At 66.1% G+C, this 19,971-nt stretch carries 18 protein-coding genes; 5 read left to right on the top strand and 13 right to left on the bottom strand.

Annotation, left to right across the window (positions count from 1 at the left end; genetic code table 11):
* Window positions 1-344: 344 nt before the first annotated feature.
* A complete protein-coding gene (locus B5F40_RS10220) occupies window positions 345-1,769 on the top strand; it encodes an amidophosphoribosyltransferase (protein ID WP_087194237.1) in 1,425 nt (474 codons plus the stop codon).
* A 146-nt stretch (window positions 1,770-1,915) separates the two neighbouring features.
* On the top strand, window positions 1,916-2,185 hold the full coding sequence (locus tag B5F40_RS10215) for a hypothetical protein (RefSeq protein WP_087194236.1): 270 nt from the start codon (window positions 1,916-1,918) through the stop codon (window positions 2,183-2,185).
* Between the two features lie 89 nt (window positions 2,186-2,274).
* Here B5F40_RS10215 and B5F40_RS10210 read toward each other — a convergent pair whose 3' ends face one another.
* The 3 genes from B5F40_RS10210 to B5F40_RS10200 all read right to left on the bottom strand — a co-directional run bounded on the left by B5F40_RS10210 (window position 2,275) and on the right by B5F40_RS10200 (window position 8,594).
* The gene (locus tag B5F40_RS10210; protein ID WP_087194235.1) at window positions 2,275-3,264 is read right to left on the bottom strand and encodes a diaminopimelate dehydrogenase; all 990 of its coding nucleotides are present in this window, start codon (window positions 3,262-3,264) and stop codon (window positions 2,275-2,277) included.
* Window positions 3,265-4,048: 784 nt separating this feature from the next.
* Complete coding sequence (gene fdhF / locus B5F40_RS10205; RefSeq protein ID WP_087194234.1) at window positions 4,049-6,763, bottom strand: formate dehydrogenase subunit alpha; 2,715 nt, start codon at window positions 6,761-6,763, stop codon at window positions 4,049-4,051.
* A complete protein-coding gene (locus tag B5F40_RS10200; RefSeq protein ID WP_087194267.1) occupies window positions 6,756-8,594 on the bottom strand; it encodes an NAD(P)-binding protein in 1,839 nt (612 codons plus the stop codon). The genes fdhF and B5F40_RS10200 overlap by 8 nt, the downstream gene beginning before the upstream one ends.
* A 213-nt stretch (window positions 8,595-8,807) precedes the next feature.
* Here B5F40_RS10200 and B5F40_RS10195 point away from each other — a divergent pair, with 213 nt between their 5' ends.
* Entirely contained in the window at window positions 8,808-9,134 is a 327-nt protein-coding gene (locus B5F40_RS10195; protein WP_087194233.1) for an HIRAN domain-containing protein, read from the top strand.
* A complete protein-coding gene (locus B5F40_RS10190) occupies window positions 9,131-9,601 on the top strand; it encodes a hypothetical protein (RefSeq protein ID WP_087194232.1) in 471 nt (156 codons plus the stop codon). Before B5F40_RS10195 ends, B5F40_RS10190 begins: the two co-directional genes overlap by 4 nt.
* A gap of 23 nt (window positions 9,602-9,624) precedes the next feature.
* Here the strand turns inward: B5F40_RS10190 and B5F40_RS10185 are convergent, their stop codons facing one another.
* From B5F40_RS10185 to B5F40_RS10160, 6 genes are all read right to left on the bottom strand, one after another.
* On the bottom strand, window positions 9,625-10,611 hold the full coding sequence (locus tag B5F40_RS10185) for a helix-turn-helix transcriptional regulator (RefSeq protein WP_087194231.1): 987 nt from the start codon (window positions 10,609-10,611) through the stop codon (window positions 9,625-9,627).
* Between the two features lie 529 nt (window positions 10,612-11,140).
* Entirely contained in the window at window positions 11,141-11,401 is a 261-nt protein-coding gene (locus B5F40_RS10180; RefSeq protein ID WP_140396480.1) for a hypothetical protein, read from the bottom strand.
* 185 nt (window positions 11,402-11,586) lie between these two features.
* The gene (locus B5F40_RS10175; protein WP_087194229.1) at window positions 11,587-12,387 is read right to left on the bottom strand and encodes an ABC transporter ATP-binding protein; all 801 of its coding nucleotides are present in this window, start codon (window positions 12,385-12,387) and stop codon (window positions 11,587-11,589) included.
* A 15-nt stretch (window positions 12,388-12,402) separates the two neighbouring features.
* On the bottom strand, window positions 12,403-13,893 hold the full coding sequence (locus B5F40_RS10170; protein ID WP_087194228.1) for an FtsX-like permease family protein: 1,491 nt from the start codon (window positions 13,891-13,893) through the stop codon (window positions 12,403-12,405).
* Window positions 13,894-14,075: 182 nt separating this feature from the next.
* Complete coding sequence (locus B5F40_RS10165; RefSeq protein ID WP_087194227.1) at window positions 14,076-15,509, bottom strand: sensor histidine kinase; 1,434 nt, start codon at window positions 15,507-15,509, stop codon at window positions 14,076-14,078.
* Between the two features lie 4 nt (window positions 15,510-15,513).
* Window positions 15,514-16,239, bottom strand: coding sequence for a response regulator transcription factor (locus tag B5F40_RS10160; RefSeq protein ID WP_204217375.1), 726 nt, complete (start codon window positions 16,237-16,239; stop codon window positions 15,514-15,516).
* Window positions 16,240-16,840: 601 nt separating this feature from the next.
* Here B5F40_RS10160 and B5F40_RS10155 point away from each other — a divergent pair.
* Window positions 16,841-17,797, top strand: coding sequence for an L-lactate dehydrogenase (locus B5F40_RS10155; RefSeq protein ID WP_087194226.1), 957 nt, complete (start codon window positions 16,841-16,843; stop codon window positions 17,795-17,797).
* A gap of 70 nt (window positions 17,798-17,867) precedes the next feature.
* On the opposite strand, the gene B5F40_RS16275 is transcribed toward B5F40_RS10155, so the two are convergent.
* The 4 genes from B5F40_RS16275 to B5F40_RS10135 all read right to left on the bottom strand — a co-directional run bounded on the left by B5F40_RS16275 (window position 17,868) and on the right by B5F40_RS10135 (window position 19,957).
* The gene (locus B5F40_RS16275; protein ID WP_162610955.1) at window positions 17,868-18,491 is read right to left on the bottom strand and encodes a hypothetical protein; all 624 of its coding nucleotides are present in this window, start codon (window positions 18,489-18,491) and stop codon (window positions 17,868-17,870) included.
* 195 nt (window positions 18,492-18,686) lie between these two features.
* On the bottom strand, window positions 18,687-19,064 hold the full coding sequence (locus B5F40_RS16680) for a TrmH family RNA methyltransferase (protein ID WP_446718593.1): 378 nt from the start codon (window positions 19,062-19,064) through the stop codon (window positions 18,687-18,689).
* A 14-nt stretch (window positions 19,065-19,078) separates the two neighbouring features.
* Complete coding sequence (locus B5F40_RS16675) at window positions 19,079-19,510, bottom strand: DUF3592 domain-containing protein (RefSeq protein WP_239443002.1); 432 nt, start codon at window positions 19,508-19,510, stop codon at window positions 19,079-19,081.
* Window positions 19,511-19,570: 60 nt separating this feature from the next.
* Complete coding sequence (locus B5F40_RS10135) at window positions 19,571-19,957, bottom strand: DUF3592 domain-containing protein (protein ID WP_087194222.1); 387 nt, start codon at window positions 19,955-19,957, stop codon at window positions 19,571-19,573.
* Window positions 19,958-19,971 lie beyond the last annotated feature (14 nt).

Genomic DNA, 19,971 nt, shown 5'->3' with positions numbered 1-19,971 from the left:
CTTCTCCTTCCGCCTTCGCGCACAGGACGAAGCGAATCCGTGCCAAAACGGGCTTTCATGGCCAAAAGGCGCCCGAAACCCGCACGAGGCTCCTCCTCCTTCGCAAGCCCCTCTGAGAACCGCCGACGCGTCGAAGCCCGTTCGCGGCGGTCGTGCAGCCCTCACCCCCGCCCTCCCCCGTATCGCTGCCTGCGCCAAGCTCGTTCGCGCGCGCGGTCGTGCAGAAAACGCGAATCGTCGAGCAGCCTCGGCCCATTCGCGCGCGCGGAGCCGTATACTGATCTTTTCGCCGACGCGACAGCGAAAACGCGGCGCGGCGCATGGGTGACGAGGAAAGGCTGGCAATGGGCGGATTCTTCGGGGCGGCGTCCCACAACGACGTGGTGCTCGACGTGTTCTTCGGCGTGGACTACCACTCGCATCTCGGCACGAAATGCGCGGGCATGGTGTTTCACGATGCCGACGAGGGCTTTCAACGGGAGATCCATTCCATAGAGAACACGCCGTTCCGCACGCGCTTCGAGGACGACCTGCCCGGCTTCCACGGCGGCAGCGGCATCGGCTGCATCAGCGACACCGACCCGCAGCCCCTGCTCGTGCGCTCGCACCTCGGGACGTTCGCCATCACCACGGTGGGCGCCATCAACAACGCGGAGGAGCTCGTCGAGCAGAACTTCGCCAATGGAGGACGCCAGTTCATGGCCATGAGCTCCGGAAAGGTGAACACCACCGAGCTCGTCGCCGCGCTCATCAACCAGAAAGACGACTTCGTCTCGGGCATCAAGCACGCCCAAAACGCCATCGAAGGCTCGCTCACGCTGCTCATAATGACAGACGAGGGCAAGATTGTCGCGGCGCGCGACAAGATGGGCCGACTGCCGGTGCTCATCGGCAAAAACGAGGCGGGACACTGCATCTCGTTCGAGTCGTTCGCATACCACAAGCTGGGCTACCGCGACGAGTACGAGCTGGGACCCGGCGAGATCGTCCTCATCGACGCCGACGGCTACCGAACCATCTCCCCCGCCGGCGACAAGATGAAGATCTGCGCGTTCCTCTGGGTGTACTACGGATATCCGAATTCGAACTACGAGGGCGTCAACGTCGAGGTCATGCGCTACCGCAACGGCGCGATCATGGCGCGTGACGAGATTGCGCGGGCGGAGGCGCCGCAGGTGGACTACGTAGCCGGCGTGCCGGACTCGGGCGTGCCGCACGCCATCGGCTACTCCACTGAATGCCGCACCCCATTCGGACGGCCGTTCATCAAGTACACGCCCACCTGGGCGCGCTCGTTCATGCCGAGCAACCAGGATGTGCGCAACCGCGTGGCGAAGATGAAGCAGATTCACATCCCCGAGCTCATCCGCGGCAAGAAGCTCCTGTTCGTGGACGACTCCATCGTGCGCGGCACGCAGCTGCGCGAAACGGTGGACTTCCTCTACGAATGCGGCGCCTCGGAAGTGCACATGCGCTCGGCCTGCCCGCCCATCATGTTCAGCTGCAAGTACTTAAGCTTCTCAAGCACGAAGTCCGAGATGGACCTGATCGCACGACGCGTCGTGCAGGATCTCGAAGGAGACGAAGGGCACAAGCACCTGGCCGAATACGCCGACGGATCAACGGAGCGCGGGAAGTGCATGCTGCGGACCATCTGCGAGCGGATGGGCTTCGACTCGCTGGGCTATCAGTCGCTCGACGGCATGCTCGAGGCCATCGGCATCGACCCTGCGAAAGTGTGCACGTACTGCTGGACCGGCGAGGAGTGAATCACTCGATAGTTGCGATTCGGGCCTGGCGAGACATATCGCCAGGCCTTTTTTCCGCTGCGTCAATGTCCCATTATTGGTACTTTTAGATATGCGCGAGACGATATGATGCACGCGTACTCGAAAACGCGTCGCAAGGAGCCGCCATGAGCACAGTAGCACCCGTCTTAGCCGACACGCCGCGCCATGCCCCGAGAGGACGCTGCGCGACCGAGATCCGCGTTATTGCGGGCGGCCGCATCGATACGCAGAGCATCCCCCGGCACGCCCGCGTCGAACCCGTCGAAAACCGAAGCTCCCAACCAGCTTGGACCATGGCGGGAGCGCCCTACCCCCTCAGCGCCGACGACCGCGCTTTCGCCGTGATGATCGGCATCGCATTCTCCATCGTCTCGTTCGCCAGCGCGCTTGCATAAGGCAGAGAAACGGCGGACGGCCCCGCCGCATGCGGCGGGGCCGTCCGATCAAGCCCGAGCCCCCTCCGAAGGAGCCGATTCATGCGCGCCTACAGCAGATGGGCGCGCAATTCCTCGGCGCTGACCGCAGACAAGTATGCGGGCGGAACGTCGAACAGCGTCTTGCAGCCCGCCTGCCCCTCTTGGCTCATGCGATGGACGGCGCGAGCGCAGGCCACGAGCACGCTCCCTGTGAACTCGGGGTTGGAGTCGAGCTTGAGAGAGTACTCCACCACGTGGCGATGTTCGCCAGACTCTCCGGTCGAACCGGAGCGGATGACCGAGCCGCCGTGCGGGATGCCGGCATGATCGCGATCGAGCTCCTCCTGCGTGACGAACGTCACCGTGGTGTCGTAGTCGGCGAAGTAGTTCGGCATCTCGACGATGGCCTTCTCGATGGCGGCTTTGTCAGCGCCCTGCTCTGCCACGACGTAGCACTCGCGCGTATGCTTCTGACGGGTCGTCAGCCGGGGATTCTCGCCCGAGCGCACGGCTTCGAGCGCAGCGGGCACGGGGACGGTGTACTGACGCGCATCGGCGACGCCCTCAATGCGCCGGATGGCGTCGCTGTGCCCTTGCGAGACACCACGGCCCCAGAAGGTGTAATCCGAGCCGTCGGGCAGGATGCTCGTGGCGTAAAGGCGCGCAAGCGAGAACATGCCGGGATCCCAGCCGGCCGAGATGAGGGCCACCTTGCCGCCCTCCCGAGCCGCTGCATCCACGCGCGAGAAATGGTCGGGGATGTTCGCATGTGTGTCGAATGAGTCCACAACGTTGAACAATGCTGCGCAGGCAGGCGTCTGCTCGGGCAGGTCGTTCGCGCTGCCGCCGCACAAAACGAGCACATCGAGATCGCCCGCATGCGCCGCGAGATCGTTGGCAGAGTGCACCGCCACGCCCTCGGTAAGCAGCTTCACACCGGCAGGGTCGCGGCGCGTGAACACCGCCACGAGCTCCATGTCGTCGTTTTGACGGCAGGACAGCTCCACGCCCCTGCCAAGATTACCGTAACCCAGAATGCCGATGCGCGTCTTCGCCATATCTTGCTCCTTGCCTCTATCTTGTCGCCTGTCTGTCGCAACGATCATCCACGAACATCGTCCGCTCAGTCAACATGTGCAGGTCAACTCCAAGAAAGACCCATCGCAACGAAACGAGTTGGAAACGTTGGCTCCCTTTGCGCGGCCTCCTTCCGCTTAAAAGCTCGTTTCGGCAAACTCGAACCTGAGAAGCTTTAAGCATACGTTTGCCGCGAGCCCCGTGTCGACATGCCGTCATCTCACGACGTCCACCTTGAAAACCATTCTCGACACCGTACCCCCCCCCTCGAAAAAGGGACGGGACGCTACATGCGATTCGGGTCCGTTTCGGCAGAACATCCCGAGGTCCTGTTCAACCCATCCGAATCGGAGGATTCGGACAGAGCGGCTTTATCGCTGAACCTATTTTGGAGCAATCAGCAAATACCTCTAAACAGATTGTCGAAAGCGGCAACGACGATTTCAGCCCGGCATCGCCTCAAAGCCCTCCTCGCACGGAACAAGATGCCGAGCAGAAGGCGGAGCCGAAAACCCAGAACCGCAAGCGAAGCGCTCTCGCTCGCCAGACGAACAACGCAAACGGAAGCGACGGAGGGATTACACGCGCAGATCGAGCGAACCTCGAACATGGGCATCCGCTCCGTCCGCAAGGGAACAGGACGGAGGCACCCAGCCCTCCGACCAAGCCCGCCTTTCGCACGCAGGAAAATAGCAAACGCTCATACTCGCGCGCTCGGCACAATGCTCATTCTACGAGACGGAGCGCGTCCGTCCATCCCGTCGGCTAGCCGATCTTCTCCACCTTCACGGCGCACACCTTGTACTCGGGCGCTTTCGACACGCGGTCGAGAGCGGCGTTCGTGAGCCAGTTGCTGTTGCCGTCTTGGAAGTGGAAGGGCATCCAGGTTTGGCCGGGATTCGTCTTGCCGGACACGCGGGCCGTGGACTGGATGGCGCCGCGACGAGACGAGACGCGCACGCGGTCGCCGTCGGAAATGCCGAGGGCCGCAGCGTCACGCTCGTTGATCTCGATGAACGATCGATCGACGATCTCGTTCACACCGTCCGTCCTCCCGGTCATGGCGCACGCGTTGTACTGGTAGAGCACTCGCCCCGTCGTCAGCATAAGCGGGTACTCCGCATCGGGCAGCTCGGCCGAAGGCTGGTACTCGGGCGTCGAGAACGCGCCAAGCCCCAAGGAGAACTCGCCCATGTGCAGAATGGGCGTGCCAGGATGGGCCTCGCTCGGACAGGGCCATTGCAAACCACGGCCGGCAAGCGCCGCGCTGTCAAGGCGCTCGTGGCTCATCCCGCCGTAGGAGGGCGTGAGCGAGGCGACCTCGTTCATGATCTCGGCGGCGCTCAGAAGCGGCTGATCGTAGCCCATGCGGTTCATAACCTCGGTGAATATCTCGGTGTCCAACCGCGCGCCCACCGGCCCCTCGACCGCCTTGCGCACGCGCTGCACGCGCCGCTCGGTGTTCGTGAACGTCCCCTCCTTCTCGGCATAGCTGCGACCGGGCAGAACGACGTCGGCGTACTTCGCCGTTTCGGTGAGGAACAGGTCGTCCACCACGAGGAACTCGAGCGCCTCAAGCGCCCGGATGACGTGCGCCGTGTCGGAATCGGTGCGCACGGGATCCTCTCCGAAAAGGAACAGCCCCTTGATGCCGCCTTCGATCATGGCCGGGAAGCACTCGGTCGCCTTGAGGCCGCGCGTGCGGGGCAGCGGCACGCCCCACGCCTTCTCGAAGCGACGCGCCACCTCGGGATCGGCCACTTTCTGATATCCGGGCAGATCGTCCGGACCCGCGCCCATGTCGCAGGCGCCCTGCACGTTGTTCTGACCGCGCAGCGGGTTCACGCCGCCACCCGGTTTGCCGAGGTTCCCCGTGACCATCGCGATGTTCGACAGCGCCATGACGCCGTCGGTGCCTGTCGAGTGCTCGGTCACGCCGAGGCAGTACATGATGGCCGCGGCGTCGGCAGCGGCGTACATCCGAGCCGCCTGCACGAGATCGCGCCGATCGATGCCGCACGCCTCCTCCACCCATGCGGGCGTGCAGTCGCGCACGGTGGCGGCAAGTATCTCGAAACCCTCGGTGCGATCGCGCACGAAGTCCTCGTCGTAGAGGCCGTTTTGGATGAGGTAGTTCACAACGCCGTTCGCGAACGCGACGTTCGTGCCCGGCTTCAGCTTCAAATGGATGTCGGCCTGCGCCGCCAGCCCGATGTCGCGCGGGTCGACCACGATGAGCCGGCACCCCCGCTCGACCGCGGCGCGGATCTGCATGCCGACGACCGGATGCGCCTCCTCGGGGTTCGACCCCACGAGCATGATGATGTCGGCCTTGCGCGTCACGTCTTCGATTGAGTTCGTCATCGCCCCCGAACCAAGCATGGTCGCCAGACCGGCGACCGTGGGGGCGTGTCAAACACGCGCGCAGCAATCCACGTTGTTCGTGTGGAACGCTGCGCGGGCCATCTTCTGGAACAGGTAGATATCCTCGTTCGTGGAGCGTGAGCACGCGAACGCGGCGAGCGATTCGCCCCCGTGCGCGTCGCGCAACTCCGTGAAGCGGCGCGCCACAAGATCGAGGGCGTCGTCCCAAGCGGCGGGCTCGAGCTCTCCCGTGACGGGGTTGCGCACAAGCGGCGTGGAGAGGCGATCGGGCGCGTCCACGAAGTCGAAGCTGGCCGAGCGCCCCTTCACGCACAAAAGGCCGCGGTTGGACGGGCCGTCGGCCGCCTCGGCGTCCATGATGCGGCCGTCTTTCACCATAACATCGAGTTGGCAGCCCACGCCGCAGTGCGGGCACGTCGTGCGCACGCGCTCCGTCTCCCAAGAGCGGTAGGCCGCACGGCGCTTCTCGACGAGCGCTCCGGTCGGGCACGCTTGCGCGCAGTTTCCGCACGACTCGCAATCGGTGGCGCGCCATCCTTCGCCGAACGGCGCCTCGATGGTCGTGCGCGTACCGCGTTTCCCGGCGACGAGCGTGTGGTTGCGCGCAGCCTCGTTGCACGCCCCCACGCAGCGCTGGCAGCGAATGCACAGGTTGGGGTCGTAGGAAAGGAACGGGTTGGCGTCGAGCACCGGCTCGCGCTTCTGAGCCACCTCGTAGGAAGACGCGAGAACACCGAACTCGCGGCACAGGTCCTGCAGCTCGCACGCGCCGTTCTTCTTGCACGAGAAGCAGTAGCTCGTGGAGTCGAGCCCATGGTCGGCGACGATGAGCTCGAGCGCGATACGGCGGTAGGTCTCCACGCGCGGCGAGGACGTCGTCACCGCCATGCCCTCACGCGCAGGCGTCGAGCACGCCGGAACCGGATGCTCGAGGCCCTCCACGTCCACCACGCACACGCGGCACGAGGCGATGGCGCTGCGCTCTCGCAGATGACACAGCGTCGGAATGCGAATGCCGGCCTCCTGCGCAACCTCGAGGATGGTCGCATCCGGCGCGGCCTCCACCGCGACGCCGTCTATGGTGATGCTAGGCATACTGCTCCCTCCCTCCCTCGAGCACGCCGCAGCCGAACTGGTCGCAACGCAGGCACCGCCCGCATTCCTGCGCAACCTCCTCGCCGCTCATGCCCATCTCGACATTCGTGAAATCCCTCTTGCGCTCTCGCGCCGGACGCTCCCCCAGCTCAACGCGCCCCATGGGCGTGCGATCGCTCGGAAGGGCACTCGGCACCTTCACCTCGTAGGCCAGCTTGTGATGATAGCCCAGGTGCTCGTCGATATTGCACGCGGCCACCTTGCCCGCCGCGATGGCACGGATGACCGTCGCCGGCCCCGTCTGGCAGTCGCCGCCCACGAACACATGCTCGAAGCCCTCGGCGCGCAGACGCTCGTCGGCGACAAGACGCCCCCGGTCAACCCGCATGCCGAACTCCTCGAACGGCGCGGTGACGACATCCTGACCCACCGCGATGAGGACGACGTCAACGGGCATGCGCCTCTCAGGCTTGTCGGCCGCGACGGGCGCGGGCCGACCGCGCTTCACAGGGCCGATCATCTGCGGACGCGTGACGAGCGCCGCGCAGCGCCCCTCCTCGTCGCACTCGATGCGCTCCGGAGCCTCGAGCGTGACGAGCTCCACGCCCTCGGCTACGGCGCTCTCCACCTCGGCGGCGAGCGCCGTCATGTCCTCGCGGCGGCGCCGATACACCACCGACACCTCTTCCGCCCCCGCGCGCACCGCCGTGCGGGCGCAGTCCATGGCCACGTTGCCGCCGCCCACCACAGCCACGCGCTTGCCCGAGAAGTCGGGAAGCTCGCCGTCGCCGACGGCCCCCAGAAGCTCCACCGCCGAGAGCACGCCCTCGGTTTCCGCCCCTATCAGCGAAAGCCCTTTTCCCGCCTGCGCTCCCACGGCCACGTACACGGCGTGGTATGTTCCCGCTATGTCGCGCAGCGTCTCCGCGTCCACCTCGACGCCGCAGCGCACCGTGATGGTGCCAGCCTGCATGATGCCGCGGATGTCCTCGTCGAGGCGCTCGCGAGGGAAGCGGTACGCGGGGATGCCGTAGCGCATCATGCCGCCAAGCCGTTCGCGCGCTTCGAACACCGTCACGCGATGGCCCATGAGAGCGCAGAAGTACGCGCAGGTCAAACCACTCGGACCTCCACCGATCACGGCGACGGTGCGCGCGGTGTCCACGCTGCGCGGCGGCGGAGCCACAGTGTCCGCCGGAGCCGCGTCCACCGCGTATCGCTTGATGCCGCGGATGTTCACGGGCGCGTCGATGAGCGCGCGGCGGCAGCGCGCCTCGCAAGGATGCTCGCACACGAACGCGCAAGCCGTGGGAAACGGATTGTCCTTGCGCACGACGTTCACCGCATCGGCATGCGCGCCCGCAGCCACGCATGCGATGTAGCCCGGCACGTCCACATGCGCAGGGCAGAGCGTCTCGCATGGCACGGTTTGGCCCACCCCCTTTCGGCAGCGACCCAACCGCAGATGGCTCTCAAGCTCATCCGAGAACGCATCGAGGCCGTCGAGCAGGGCTGCGGCCGCCTCGTAGCCGATGGCGCAGTCCGAGGTGTCGCGCACCATCTCGGCGAGCGCGCGCATGCGCGCGACGTCCTCCTCGTCCGCCTCGCACGACGCAACGCGCGAAAGCAGCGCCGCAAGCTGCGGCAACCCATCGCGGCACGGCACGCACTTGCCGCATGTCTGCGCCGCCGACGCCTGCAGAAACGCCAGCTCGAACGCAAGGGGGCATGTCCCCGGCGGCACCGCACGCACGCGCCGGGCGAAGCGCTCAGCCACTGCGGCCACCGCCGCGTCGTCGCGCGCCCGCGGCGCGATCGATAATCTCGTCAACGTCTCCTCCGCCCCGATCAAAAAAACCTGCTTCGTATTCTAGCGCAAGCCCTGCCCCCTTCGACCGAGCGCTCGGCAAACCGACACGGTCAGCACGAACTTGCGCAACTATCGTACCGATGTTCTTTTTTTCGTGCGTCCCGCAGATGGGACAAGCGGGAAAAATTTTGCGCGTATGATGCGCCTCGAATCCACTAACGAAGGAGGAGCGCCATGTACGAGCCGTCACGTCACCTTGCAACCTTCCACCTCGCCGGCTTCCAGCACTGGGACGGCGCACTCGTCCTCGACCGGCTCAAACCCGGAACCGAGCTCGTCCTTGCGCCTGAGCCCGACAACCCGCACGACCCCGATGCGGTGGCCGTGCGCCTCGGCGAAACCAAAATCGGGTACCTGCCCGCCGACGAAAGCCCCCTCGTCGCGCTCATGAGCCGCTTCGGCCACGCCGACGCGTTCGAGCTGCGCATCCTCCAGGTGGATCCCGAGGCGGCACCGTGGAGGCAGGTGCGTGCGGGCCTTTTCGTGAAAGATGCCCGATGAATCGCGGCATCGACGCCGCGACGGCGTTCGCACGGCTCTACCACCGGTGGTTCGACGATCCGTTGGCCCTCGCCGACGAGGGCGCACGACAAGCGCATTCAGTCGTGGGCGAACAGGTGGTCGACATGCTCGCACTCTGGGACGAGCGCGCACGGTCCTGGCTCCCCGGCACGCCGACCATCCTGAGGCTCGAGACGCACGACCTCACCGCCTTCGCGATGCGCGCGCCGCACATCGCGCTGTTCTTCGGCGCCATCAACGCCGAGCCGTCCATGGCGGCGCCAGGATGCGCGCTGCGCTGGGAGAGCTTTCGGCCCTGTTCGTACGCCATCGGCCGCACCGTCATCGGCATCGCGTTGGAAACGGACGGAGACGGGCTGCTCGTCGGCGCCGAAGCCGTGCTCGACGACGGAGGGCGCGTCGCGCTCGGCGGGAGCGTCGCCCGCTCGCTGCCATGCGCGGTGTGAGCGCGCGCCGCCCGCGACGTCGCCTACCCTTCGTAGGAGGCCACGATGGAGCCAAGGTAGTCGCGGTACTCGTCGACGAGCGCTCGCGGCTTCTCCACGCGCACACGGTCGCCGAACTGCGCGAGCCAACCGAAGAACACGGGGCTCTTCATGACGGTCACATGCACATGCGCCCAACCCTCGCTGGCCAACGACGACCTCACATCGCGACCGAACTGATCGATGACCGCGCCCATGGCCTCGTCGCTCACCAGAAGCGTCGCCGCGACCGGGCTCCCGCTGTACATGCCGAACGCGCGGCTCTCGAGCTCCTGCGCATCGAACGTTGCGATGCGCTCGTTGCGCGCCGCCGGCTCGTCGAGCACGCGGATGCGATCCATACGGTCGACGCGGTACGTTGCGAATCCATCATGCTTCTCGTTGAACGCCACCAAATAGTAGTACCCTTCGGCGTACACGAGCTGCACGGGCGTCTCCACATAGCGGTCGCCGCCGTGCTGCGCCACTTTCTCCTTCGTTGCATCGTATTTGAAATAGAGAAACGATATCTTGCGCCGTTTCGCAAGCGCCTCTTGGATGCGGTCGACGCTGTAGAACACCGACTCGTTCTGCATCTTGATGCGGCCCTCCACGTGCACGCGCTTGTCGAGCAGCGCGCGCTGGCGCCGAGATGCGAGACGCTTCACCCCCTCCACGAGCGCATCGCTTTTACGCTGCGTGAGAAAGCGCGAGCTTTGCACCGCGTCCACGAGCAGGACAAGCTCCGGGAAGGCGAAATCGCGTTCCTCCACGGCATACTCCATCGGCGAACGCCGGTAGGCGCGCACGTCCACACCGAACTCGCGCAGGGCCTCGATGTCGCGGTAGACCGACTTGCGCTCTGCCGAGACGCCCAGCTCCTCCAGTCGCTCGAGCATCTGCGCCATCGTCAGCCCCCGCTCGGAATCCGTTTCCTCCATGAGCATGCGCATGAGGTAGAGCAGCTTGAGCTTCTGACGGTTCGCAGCCATGGCTCCTCCTTGCGTCGTACACGGTCTTCCCAAAGGCCAGTATAGAGCGACCGTCTCATTTTTGGAACAGGAAATCGGCGGACGCGCCCGATCCGCGCGCTCGCTTTTGCGGATCCGACACGCCCAGCGGATCCATGAAAAGCAACGGAACCGTGTTTGAAACGGGCGACCATCCGTCTCGGCCGGCACCGGATCGGAAAGCGAAGCGTGCTTGCATCGACGCTTAGAGGCCACAGGCAACCGGCACGCTTCGTGCAGCCGCGGACCGGTTCTCGACCGCGCGAAGCGAAGACAGGGCTGCGGACTCCCCTGGCGGACTGCAGCATGCAGCACGGTTCACCAGGGGAGTTTTTCGTCGCCCCGAACCTTCGCCGAAACGCGCGCCGAAGCCCCGCCGCAACGCGCGAGAAAAGCGGCGCGAAGGAGCTCGACGACATGGGCGGCTCTTCAAACCGGGGGAGCGACGCCGCCACCCCCCCCTCTTTCAGAAGCGCGACGGCAAGGGCCCGCAAGCGCATCGCGAACCCCGCTAGGCCGTGCATTCGGAGAGCAGGATCTCGGATTCGAGGGCAGCCTCGGTGGCTGCAGGGGTTTTGCCGAAGGAGGAGTACGACCGCACCTGCGAGAGACCCGCTTTCTGCAGCAGGCGATCCATCTCACCGGGGCCGTAGAGGTGCGTCTGGAAGTCCATCGGCTCGCCGCGCAGCAACCGGTCGCCGTCGTTGAGCTCGTAGACGCCCGGCGAGAACTGGATGCGCGTCGCCTCTTCGTAGCGGTGCTTGCTCCTCAACTCCAGGCTATCCGCGCTCGGGCCCAACCGTCATCCCGCGCGCCCGTCAAGGCCGCCGCCCCGCGCACGCTGCGGCGGCCGAACGAAAGGCGGCACGCGACAGCAGCCCCGTCTCATTGTCACCTCATGCGACCATTGTCGCGCCCGCGGAACCGGAGGGGCCTATCGCCACGCGCATCGCGCGCTCACGCTTTGATCAGCCTGCCCTTCGCCAGCCGGAAGACGCGGTCGGCCTTGCGGGCGAGCATTGGAGAGTGGGTGACGCAGATGACGCACTTGCCCATGCGGTGAGCGGTGTCGCGCAGTATGTCGGCGACACCCTCCGCCGCGACCTCGTCGAGGTTGCCCGTGGGCTCGTCAGCCAGCACCACGGGCGCCTCGCTGGCGAGCGCCCGCGCCACGGCCACGCGCTGTTGCTGGCCGCCCGAGAGGGCCAGCACGTTGCGACGCGCCTCGTCAGGGCCGATTCCCACTTTCTCAAGCAGCGGCAGCGGAGGGAGCTTCGTCGCCAGCGACACGTTCTCCGCCGCCGTGAGGTAGTCGATGAGGTTGTAGCCTTGGAACACGAACGACACGTTGCGCCGCCGGTGTTCGGCCAACCCGGCCGCGTCGAGCGGCTCCCCCGCAAAGCGCACTTCCCCCTGCTTGGGCAGGTCGAGCCCGCCTAGAAGCGACAGCAACGTGGACTTGCCGCAACCCGACGCGCCCACCACGGCGTACATCGTGCCGCGCCGAAAGGCAGCCGTGGCGCCCTTCAGCACGCTGCGCTTCGTGCGCGACTCCTTGCTGCCGTAAGAGTACCGCACATCGTCCACCTCGATGAGGGGAGGCTCTTCAAGCCCCTCGGCCGTCCTCGCGGCGGCGGCCACCACCGCCTCGGCCGTGCCAGCCCGCGCCGCCTCCGCGCGCAGAATGCGCGCCGCAGCCTCATCCGACAAAGACGCTCCGCCCGACGCGATCGGCGCCTCGCTTCTCGCATTCGACATACTGAACCCCTTCCGCTAGCTCATCGTTCCGAGAATCTCTTTGGGAGAGCGGCGCAGAAGCGGCACGCTCGAGCACACCACCGCCGCCGTCACGAGCGCAAGTCCCGCGCCGAACGCGATGACGGCCGATCGCCCGTCCACAAGCACCTGGATGTCGGTGAGGCTCTCGTTCGGCTCGAAGTCCAGCCCGAACGACGAGCTGTCCGCCACCGTCATGCCCGTCGCGCCGTCCGAACGCACGGAGCCGCCCCCGCCCGACCCTTCGCCGCCGTTCGCAACCTGCTCGCTCGCGTACTCCAGCAACCCGTCGCCCAGCCCCTGAGCCGCCACCGAACCGAGCGGCACGGACGCCGCGAACGCGAGCGCCGCCACCAGAACCGCCTCCACGAGGTACTGCCCCACGATGAGCCCGCGCGGCACGCCCAGGCTCAGCAGCACGCCGCTTTCGTGCATGCGGTCGCGCACGCGCGCCGTCAGCACGAGCGCCAGCACCGCCGCGCCGCACACAAGCACGCCTACGACCAGCCACAAAACCAGCCGATCCATGTTCTCGAGCGGCGCTGTCACGCTTTCCACCTCTCCGTTGTCAAAGCTCACCGTGAAGTCGCCCGATCCGTTGCAGCTAGCCTCGACGTCCTCCACGATGCGCCCCAGATCGCCAGGATCGTCCACATGGAAGGTGATCTGGTCGAACCCGTCATCCTTATGGGTTGGACGCACGCTTGCGAGCGTGTCGTAGGTGCAGTACACCGTGTTGCTTGCCGACCATCCGCTGAAGCCCGCCGTGCTTTCCGCAACCTCGCGGAAGATGCCCTGCACGCGCACCTCGGTGACGGTGTCCGTATCCTTCAGCTCGTCGCTGTCGTACACGCTCGACTGCTTCAACGTGAACGCATCGCCCACGGAAAGCCCGTTCAGCTCCGCGAACCTCTCGCTCACCAGCACGCCGTCGCCTGAATCGTGCCTCACCGGTTCGCCTTCGATCAGCTCAAGATAGCCCTTCGCGAAATAGGCGTCGAAACGCGTGTCGGTGGAAGCGGTCAGCGGCACGGTCTTGCCGAAGTCGCCGTAGCTCTGCAGAAACGCATCCTCCAGATCGTCCTCGCCGTCGCTCACCAGCTCCAAAAACTCGCCGTCCAAAGTCTGCGGCACACCCGCGTTGGACCACGACGCGTCGAACCCCTTGATGCCGTCCACCTCGCCCATGATGCGCTCGCCCAAATCGTTGGTGATGCGCTCGCCGGTGAACACCTGCTGCGTGCCCGCCACCACACCGCCCACGTTCATCTCGCGGCTCTCCCATTTCGAGGGATCGTCCATGTTCTGCCGCAAGGTGAACGTGCCGCCCAGCGCCTCGCGCACGTTCAGCTGAGCCGTCGCCGCCGCATCGCGCACTGCGATGCCCGAGAGCGCCGCAGTGGCGATCACGAGCAGGATCAGGAACAGCGTGAGCGTCTTGCCGCGCTTGCGCGCAACGTACAGCACCGCCCGCTTCGCAAACGACATGCCCGTCTCCTTTCCTCGTCGTCCCATGCCATCTCGCTCCAGTAAACCCCGCGCGCGTCAGCTTCCGGTCAGCGCAACGTTCGCTTTCGGTTTGGAACGGAAGCGGTAAGGGTCGAAGGCTCATGAGGCGAGCTTGGAGAGAGACGCCAAAAGCAACGGACGAGGGTAGGGCGGCGGGCTGGTCAGAAGCGTATCTCCGCGCGAAAGACGCCGCCTTCCGCGACGACGGAGAAAGGGAAGCCGTGAAGGGAGCAGATGGTTTTGGCGAGGTAGAGGCCAAGGCCGGTCCCGCCGGTGGCGGCGGCGCGAGAGGCGTCGACGCGGACGAACGGGTCGCAGAGAGCCGCGGCCTCCTGCGGCGCGAGGGGCTCGCAAGGGTTCTCCACCACAAGCGAGCCCTGAGACAAACGCACCGTGGCCGCGCTTGTCGCAGGGGCATGCAGAGCGGCGTTGCCCACCACGATGCCGACCGCCTTCGCGAACAGGTCAGGCACGGCCCATGCGACGGGCGATGCGAGCGGTTCCCCGTCGTCGCCCGACGCGGCCCCCTCCCCTTGCACCGAGATCGCCACGCCGCGTTCTCGCGCGATCGGCTCCACCTCGGCCACGGCAGCGCGAACGACGGCGACCACGTCGACGGGCTCGCGAGACAGCGTTGCGCCCCCGCCCGCCGCATCCAGCCGCGACGCCTCCAGTATGTCGTGCACCAGGGCCTCCATGCGCTCTATTGCCCCCAGCACACGCGGCAGATGCTTGTCATGGTCGGCGAAATCGCCGATGCCCAGCTGCATGCCCTCCACCTGAGCGCGCATGATGGCGAGCGGCGTCTTCAGCTCGTGCCCTGCCGCGGCGAAAAACGCCTTGCGCTCGCCCTCCAGCACGCGCACGGCCTCCATCTCGCTCACGAGACGAGCGTTCGCCCGCTCGAGATCCTCCATCGCGCGAGCGAGGTTTTCGGCCATCGCGTTCAGATTCCGACCGAGCGCGCCCACCTCGTCGCGACGGCCCTCCGGGCAGCGCCACGTGAGGTCCAGCGCGGCGAGGCGCCGCGAGATGCCGCTCACCTCCACGATGGGCCGCGCCACCAACCGGCTCGTGAGCCATGCGCCCATCGCCGACACGGCCACGACGAGCAGCAGCACCGCGGGCAGCAGCGCTTGAAAGACCTCGCCGAGGAAAGCCTCGTCAGCCGGCGGGCTAGTGAGCACCAGCATGCCGACCGCGCCGTCGGCGAACGTCACTTCCGCCGCAGCCGTGAGCAGCGGGTCGTCGCCCTCTTTCGCGGAGGGGACGACGAGCGTCTCGCGAGTGACTTCGCTTGCGCCCCCGAACGTCCATGAGCGCCCGTCCACCGAGAGCGTGGCGATAGAGCCCGTCTCTGCGCACCACGACGAGAGAAAGCCCACCCCCTCCTCGGGCGAAAGCCGTGAAAGCTCCGAGGCCGCCTCGGCGATGCGCACGTCCGCGCGCATGTCGAGAGCCTCGTCGTAGCTTCGGGGGAACGCCGTCGCCACCACGGCGTACAGCCCCAAGCCGGCCGCGAACAGCAGGCAGAACAGCCCTGCGAGCACCTTCGCCGCAAGGCTTTCCGAAAAGGCGCGCCACGCGCGCCGCAACGCCTCACGCGTCCTTCGCAACGCGGTACCCCACCCCCCGCACCGTCTCGACCACCTCGGCGCCCAGCTTGCGCCGCAGATTCATCACATGCAGGTTCACCATGCGCGCGTTGCCCACGTAGGAATACCCCCACACGGCCTCCACCAGCGCCTCGCGCGTGAACACCCGCCCCTTGTGCGCCATCATGAGCGCCAGTATGTCGAACTCCGTGCGCGTGAGCTCCACCGGCTCGCCCGCGCGGAGAGCCGTGCGCTCGTCCACGTTCAGCACCACGTCGCCCGCGGAGAGGATCTGCGGCGACCCCTCGGCGGCAAGGCCCGCGAACCCGTCCGCGACGGCCGCCGCCCCTCCCGGCGCCTGCGCCCGCGCCCCGCTGCGCCTCAACAGCGCCCGCACGCGCTCGCGCACAACGCTCAAAGAGAACGGCTTGGTCACGTAGTCGTCGGCCAAAAGCCCGAAGCCGTGCAACTGGTCGTCCTCGTCCGACAGCGCCGTCACGATGACGAGGGGCACCGCCGACTGCCGCCTGATGGCCTCGCACACCGCGAATCCGTCTATCTTCGGCAGCATCACGTCCAGCATCACGAGGTCGAACGGCCGCGCCGCGAAGCGTGCGAGCGCATCCACGCCGTCCGCCGCCCCCTCCACCTCGTGCCCTTCGTGCTCCAGCAGCTGCACCAGCGCATCCAGCAGATCCGCCTCGTCCTCCGCAATGAGAATACGCGCCACGCGCGCCCCTTCCGCATCGATTCCCGCAAACGCCTCCATTATACGCAGGGATGGTTTGCTTTCGATTTGGTTTTCCGCCGCTTCCGGGCCTAGCGACCGCAACGCGACGACATCCCAGCCCTTCGCCGCCCCAGGCAATCCGCGCGGAGGCAGCCGTGCGCCCGCCGCAGGCGACTCGGCACGAGAAGCGCGATCCATGGCGGGAAACGACGGAAAACCGCGTTGGCACGCATCGCCCTCCGCCCAGTCGAAGGAGGCCGAAGCGTCGATCAGGGAAGACGAAAGCCACCTCGCCAGCGCCCCGCCGTAGCCCCTCCCGAAAGGCGGTTTTCCGTCATTTCCCGCCACGGAAGACGCCCTCTCTGGCCGAGCGGCAGCAACCAGAGCAGAGAAGGGAGCGTAGCGCTGCCCGCCTTTTCGGCGCATCTCAAGGCCCGCGCACGCCTCAAGAGGCGCGTCCACCCTAAGGCCCGCGCACGCAAGGACCGCGCCCGCCCCGTCGCCCAATCTGGTTTTGCGCCGTTTCCGTTGCGGCGCTCCCTTGACGAGCCGGATGCGTTGCAGTAGGTTCGACCACGTTCGCAAGAGAAAGGAGGCGCGCATGGGCGCTGCCGTCAACGACCGGAAAGTGGCCATCGTCGGATGCGGGTTCGTGGGGTCCGCCACGGCCTTCGCACTCATGCAGAGCGAGCTGTTCACCGAGATGGCGCTCATCGACGTCGACCGCGACCGCGCCGAGGGCGAGGCGCTCGACATCGCGCACGGCATGCCGTTCGCCGCTCCCATGAACATCTACGCGGGCGACTACGACGACGCTGCCGACGCAGCCATCATCATCGTCACGGCCGGCGCGAACCAGCAGCCCGGCGAAACGCGCCTCGACCTCGTGCACAAAAACGTGCGCATCTTCAAATCCATCATCCCCGAGATCGCAAAGCGCGACTACCAGGGCATCCTGCTCGTCGTGTCGAACCCGGTGGACATCCTCACCCACGTGGCGCTCAAGCTCTCGGGCATGCCCGAGAACCGCGTGTTCGGCTCGGGCACCGTGCTCGACACCGCTCGCTTCAAGTACATTCTGGGCGAGCACCTCGGCGTCGATCCGCGCAACGTGCACGCGCGCATCATCGGAGAGCACGGCGACAGCGAGATCGCGGCCTGGAGCACGGCGAACGTCTCCGGCATCCCCGTGAGCACCTTCTGCGAGCTGCGCGGGCATTTCGATCACAATGAGTCCACGCAGCGCATCGCCGAGGACGTGAAGATGTGCGCTTACGAGATCATCGCGAAGAAGAGGGCCACCTACTACGGCATCGCCATGTCGGTGAAGCGCATCTGCGAGGCCATCGTGCGCGACGAGAAGCCCATCCTTCCCGTGTCCAACTACCAACGCGGTGTCCACGGGCTTTTCGACGTGGTGCTGTCCATGCCCGCCGTCGTGGGCAAGGACGGCGTCGAGTACCAGGTGCCCACGCCGCTGTCGGATGACGAGCTGGCAAGGCTGCATGCGTCGGCGGAGACGCTGCGCGAGGTTATGGCAGGGCTGGATCTGGGATAGGCGAGCTGCCCGGCAAGTGCACTGCCGCCCTGCCCACGCGAAGCCGACCGCATCGCCGCATTCACCGCGCCTAGCGCACAGCGGCAAACAACACCCCCGGCAACAAAGAGACAAACTGCATGATCCAGAGAGCTATCGGGGTGGCGAGGGCGATAACCCAATACAGCGCCATTTGGAAAGGCGGGTTTGAAAGCCTCTTGCGGTTGCAGAGCATGGCGGCGAACCCCACGCCCAGCGCGATCAACCCGGCGACAAAGGCTCCTATGATCGACGCCCCCATGCCGTCGATAAGAGCGGCCATGCCCTGCGACTCTCCGAAGAGAGCCACCTTGACGAGCGGGCCTATGATCATCGCGGGAATCACAGTGACGACCAGCACCCCGGCGGCGATGAGCAGGTAGCGCGCGCACGTATGCGTCGACGCAGGCTGAGCAGCAGAAAGATACGGGGGTGCCGACTGAGGGTAGGGGCTGGAATAGGGATAGGGGTTGGGGCTGGAATAGGGATAGGGGTTGGAGCTGGAATAGGAGTAGGGATAGGAATTGGGATTGGACGGGAAGCCGGCATGCGGGCTTCCCGTCGCGGCGGCTTCGCGAGGTTGCCCCGGAAAAAGCCCCTGATTCTCGACACGGAATTCCGAGACCTCGGGAACACCGCAGCCTTCTCCTTTGAAACCCGCTTTTTCGTCACTCATGGCCTAACCCTCTTTCCGCATTGGGCACATGCGAGCCTCCGACGCAACCGAGCATTTGTTGCCGCAAACATCACCGCCGCCAGCTTGGCAACGGCCCCTCGCCTCGTCCGCCCCGCAAGCGGGCAAGCTCGTCTCGCATAAGCTTACCACAGGCACCTCATTTCATAGGGATCCGCCTAGGTTTCACACTATGCTTTACCGCCACTTCGTGCGCAGTTCCCAGAAGGCCACGGCGCTGGCGGCGGCAACGTTGAGCGAGTCCACATCGTGGTCCATGGGGATCTTCACGGTGTAGTCGCAGGCGGCTATCGTGGACGCGGCAAGGCCGTCGCCCTCGGTGCCCAGCACGAGCGCGAGGCGCTCGTGCTTCTGCAAACGCGGATCGTGCAGATAGATCGCATCGTCCGCGAGCGCAGCAGTGACGAAGCCGAGCGAGCGCAAGAGCGGCACGCCCTCGACAGCCCAATCGCGCACGCTGCCGATGCGCGTCCACGGCACCTGGAACACCGCACCCATCGACACGCGCGCGGCGCGGCGGTAGAGCGGGTCGTGACACGACGGCGTGACGAGCACCGCGTCGTTCGCAATCAGGACGAAAGCAGAACGGGGAGCACCCAAAGAAAAGCCAGGGGCATCCCCATGAGAGCGCTCACGCTGAAGAAGAGCATGGTGCCGAGAACCTTGAAGGAGCCGTCGGTCTTCGGCATGAGCGAGCGATCGGGATCGCCGGGATTCACGTAGACGGTCCTCCGGTCGCCCACCTTCCTGTCGCGCTTGTCGCGATCCCCTCTCAGCTTCCTGGGCGCAACGTAGCTTTGCCCCTCGAGTTCGAAGCGCCACCACGAACGTGTGCCGTAGATCCTGCTCACCCCGATGCCCTTGCCCACGCGCACACACTCCGCCTCGACCGGCACGAAGATGCGCCTGCGAGTGCGCACGCTCACGAGCCAGGCGAGGTCGATGAGCGTGAACGCCATGACCGCGATGTGTGCCAGAAAGTACCCGATGAAAATTTCCATAATCGTCGTCCTCCGCTCAGCACGCCATGTCGAGCGCGAGCCTGCCGGCGGCCGCGCAGGCTAGCGGAGCCACAGCGGCATCGTCACTATGGCCGCCACGACGAGGAACATGACGCCGAAGACCTTGAAGCAGCCGTCCGTCTGCGGCGTGAGCGCGCGGTCGGGGTTGCGGGGGTTCACGTAGACGATCCTCCGGTCACCCACCTTCCTGTCGCTTCTGTCAAAGCATCCCGTCAGCTTCCTGTTCACGACGCGGGTCTGCCCCTCGAACTCGAAGCGCCACATGGAGCTCGAGCCCAGCCCTCCCTCGGGAAAAGTGCGCACGCACTCCGCCTCGACCGGCACGTAGGCGCGCTTGCGCACGACCACGCTCGCGAGCCAGGCGAGGTCGACGAGCGCGAACAGCATCAGGATCCGCATCGAAAAATTCGTCTCGAAAACATCCATAACCGTCGTCTCCT

Source organism: Gordonibacter sp. An230 (assembly GCF_002159915.1).
Classification (GTDB): domain Bacteria; phylum Actinomycetota; class Coriobacteriia; order Coriobacteriales; family Eggerthellaceae; genus Rubneribacter.
This window is presented reverse-complemented; position numbering and strand designations above follow the sequence as displayed.

Coding starts and splice junctions, on each gene's coding strand:
- B5F40_RS10220 (WP_087194237.1), top strand. CDS start 345: ATGGGCGGATTCTTCGGGGCGGCGTCCCACAACGACGTGGTGCTCGAC.
- B5F40_RS10215 (WP_087194236.1), top strand. CDS start 1,916: ATGAGCACAGTAGCACCCGTCTTAGCCGACACGCCGCGCCATGCCCCG.
- B5F40_RS10210 (WP_087194235.1), bottom strand. CDS start 3,264: ATGGCGAAGACGCGCATCGGCATTCTGGGTTACGGTAATCTTGGCAGG.
- B5F40_RS10195 (WP_087194233.1), top strand. CDS start 8,808: ATGTACGAGCCGTCACGTCACCTTGCAACCTTCCACCTCGCCGGCTTC.
- B5F40_RS10190 (WP_087194232.1), top strand. CDS start 9,131: ATGAATCGCGGCATCGACGCCGCGACGGCGTTCGCACGGCTCTACCAC.
- B5F40_RS10185 (WP_087194231.1), bottom strand. CDS start 10,611: ATGGCTGCGAACCGTCAGAAGCTCAAGCTGCTCTACCTCATGCGCATG.
- B5F40_RS10175 (WP_087194229.1), bottom strand. CDS start 12,387: ATGTCGAATGCGAGAAGCGAGGCGCCGATCGCGTCGGGCGGAGCGTCT.
- B5F40_RS10170 (WP_087194228.1), bottom strand. CDS start 13,893: ATGTCGTTTGCGAAGCGGGCGGTGCTGTACGTTGCGCGCAAGCGCGGC.
- B5F40_RS10155 (WP_087194226.1), top strand. CDS start 16,841: ATGGGCGCTGCCGTCAACGACCGGAAAGTGGCCATCGTCGGATGCGGG.
- B5F40_RS16275 (WP_162610955.1), bottom strand. CDS start 18,491: ATGAGTGACGAAAAAGCGGGTTTCAAAGGAGAAGGCTGCGGTGTTCCC.
- B5F40_RS16675 (WP_239443002.1), bottom strand. CDS start 19,510: ATGGAAATTTTCATCGGGTACTTTCTGGCACACATCGCGGTCATGGCG.
- B5F40_RS10135 (WP_087194222.1), bottom strand. CDS start 19,957: ATGGATGTTTTCGAGACGAATTTTTCGATGCGGATCCTGATGCTGTTC.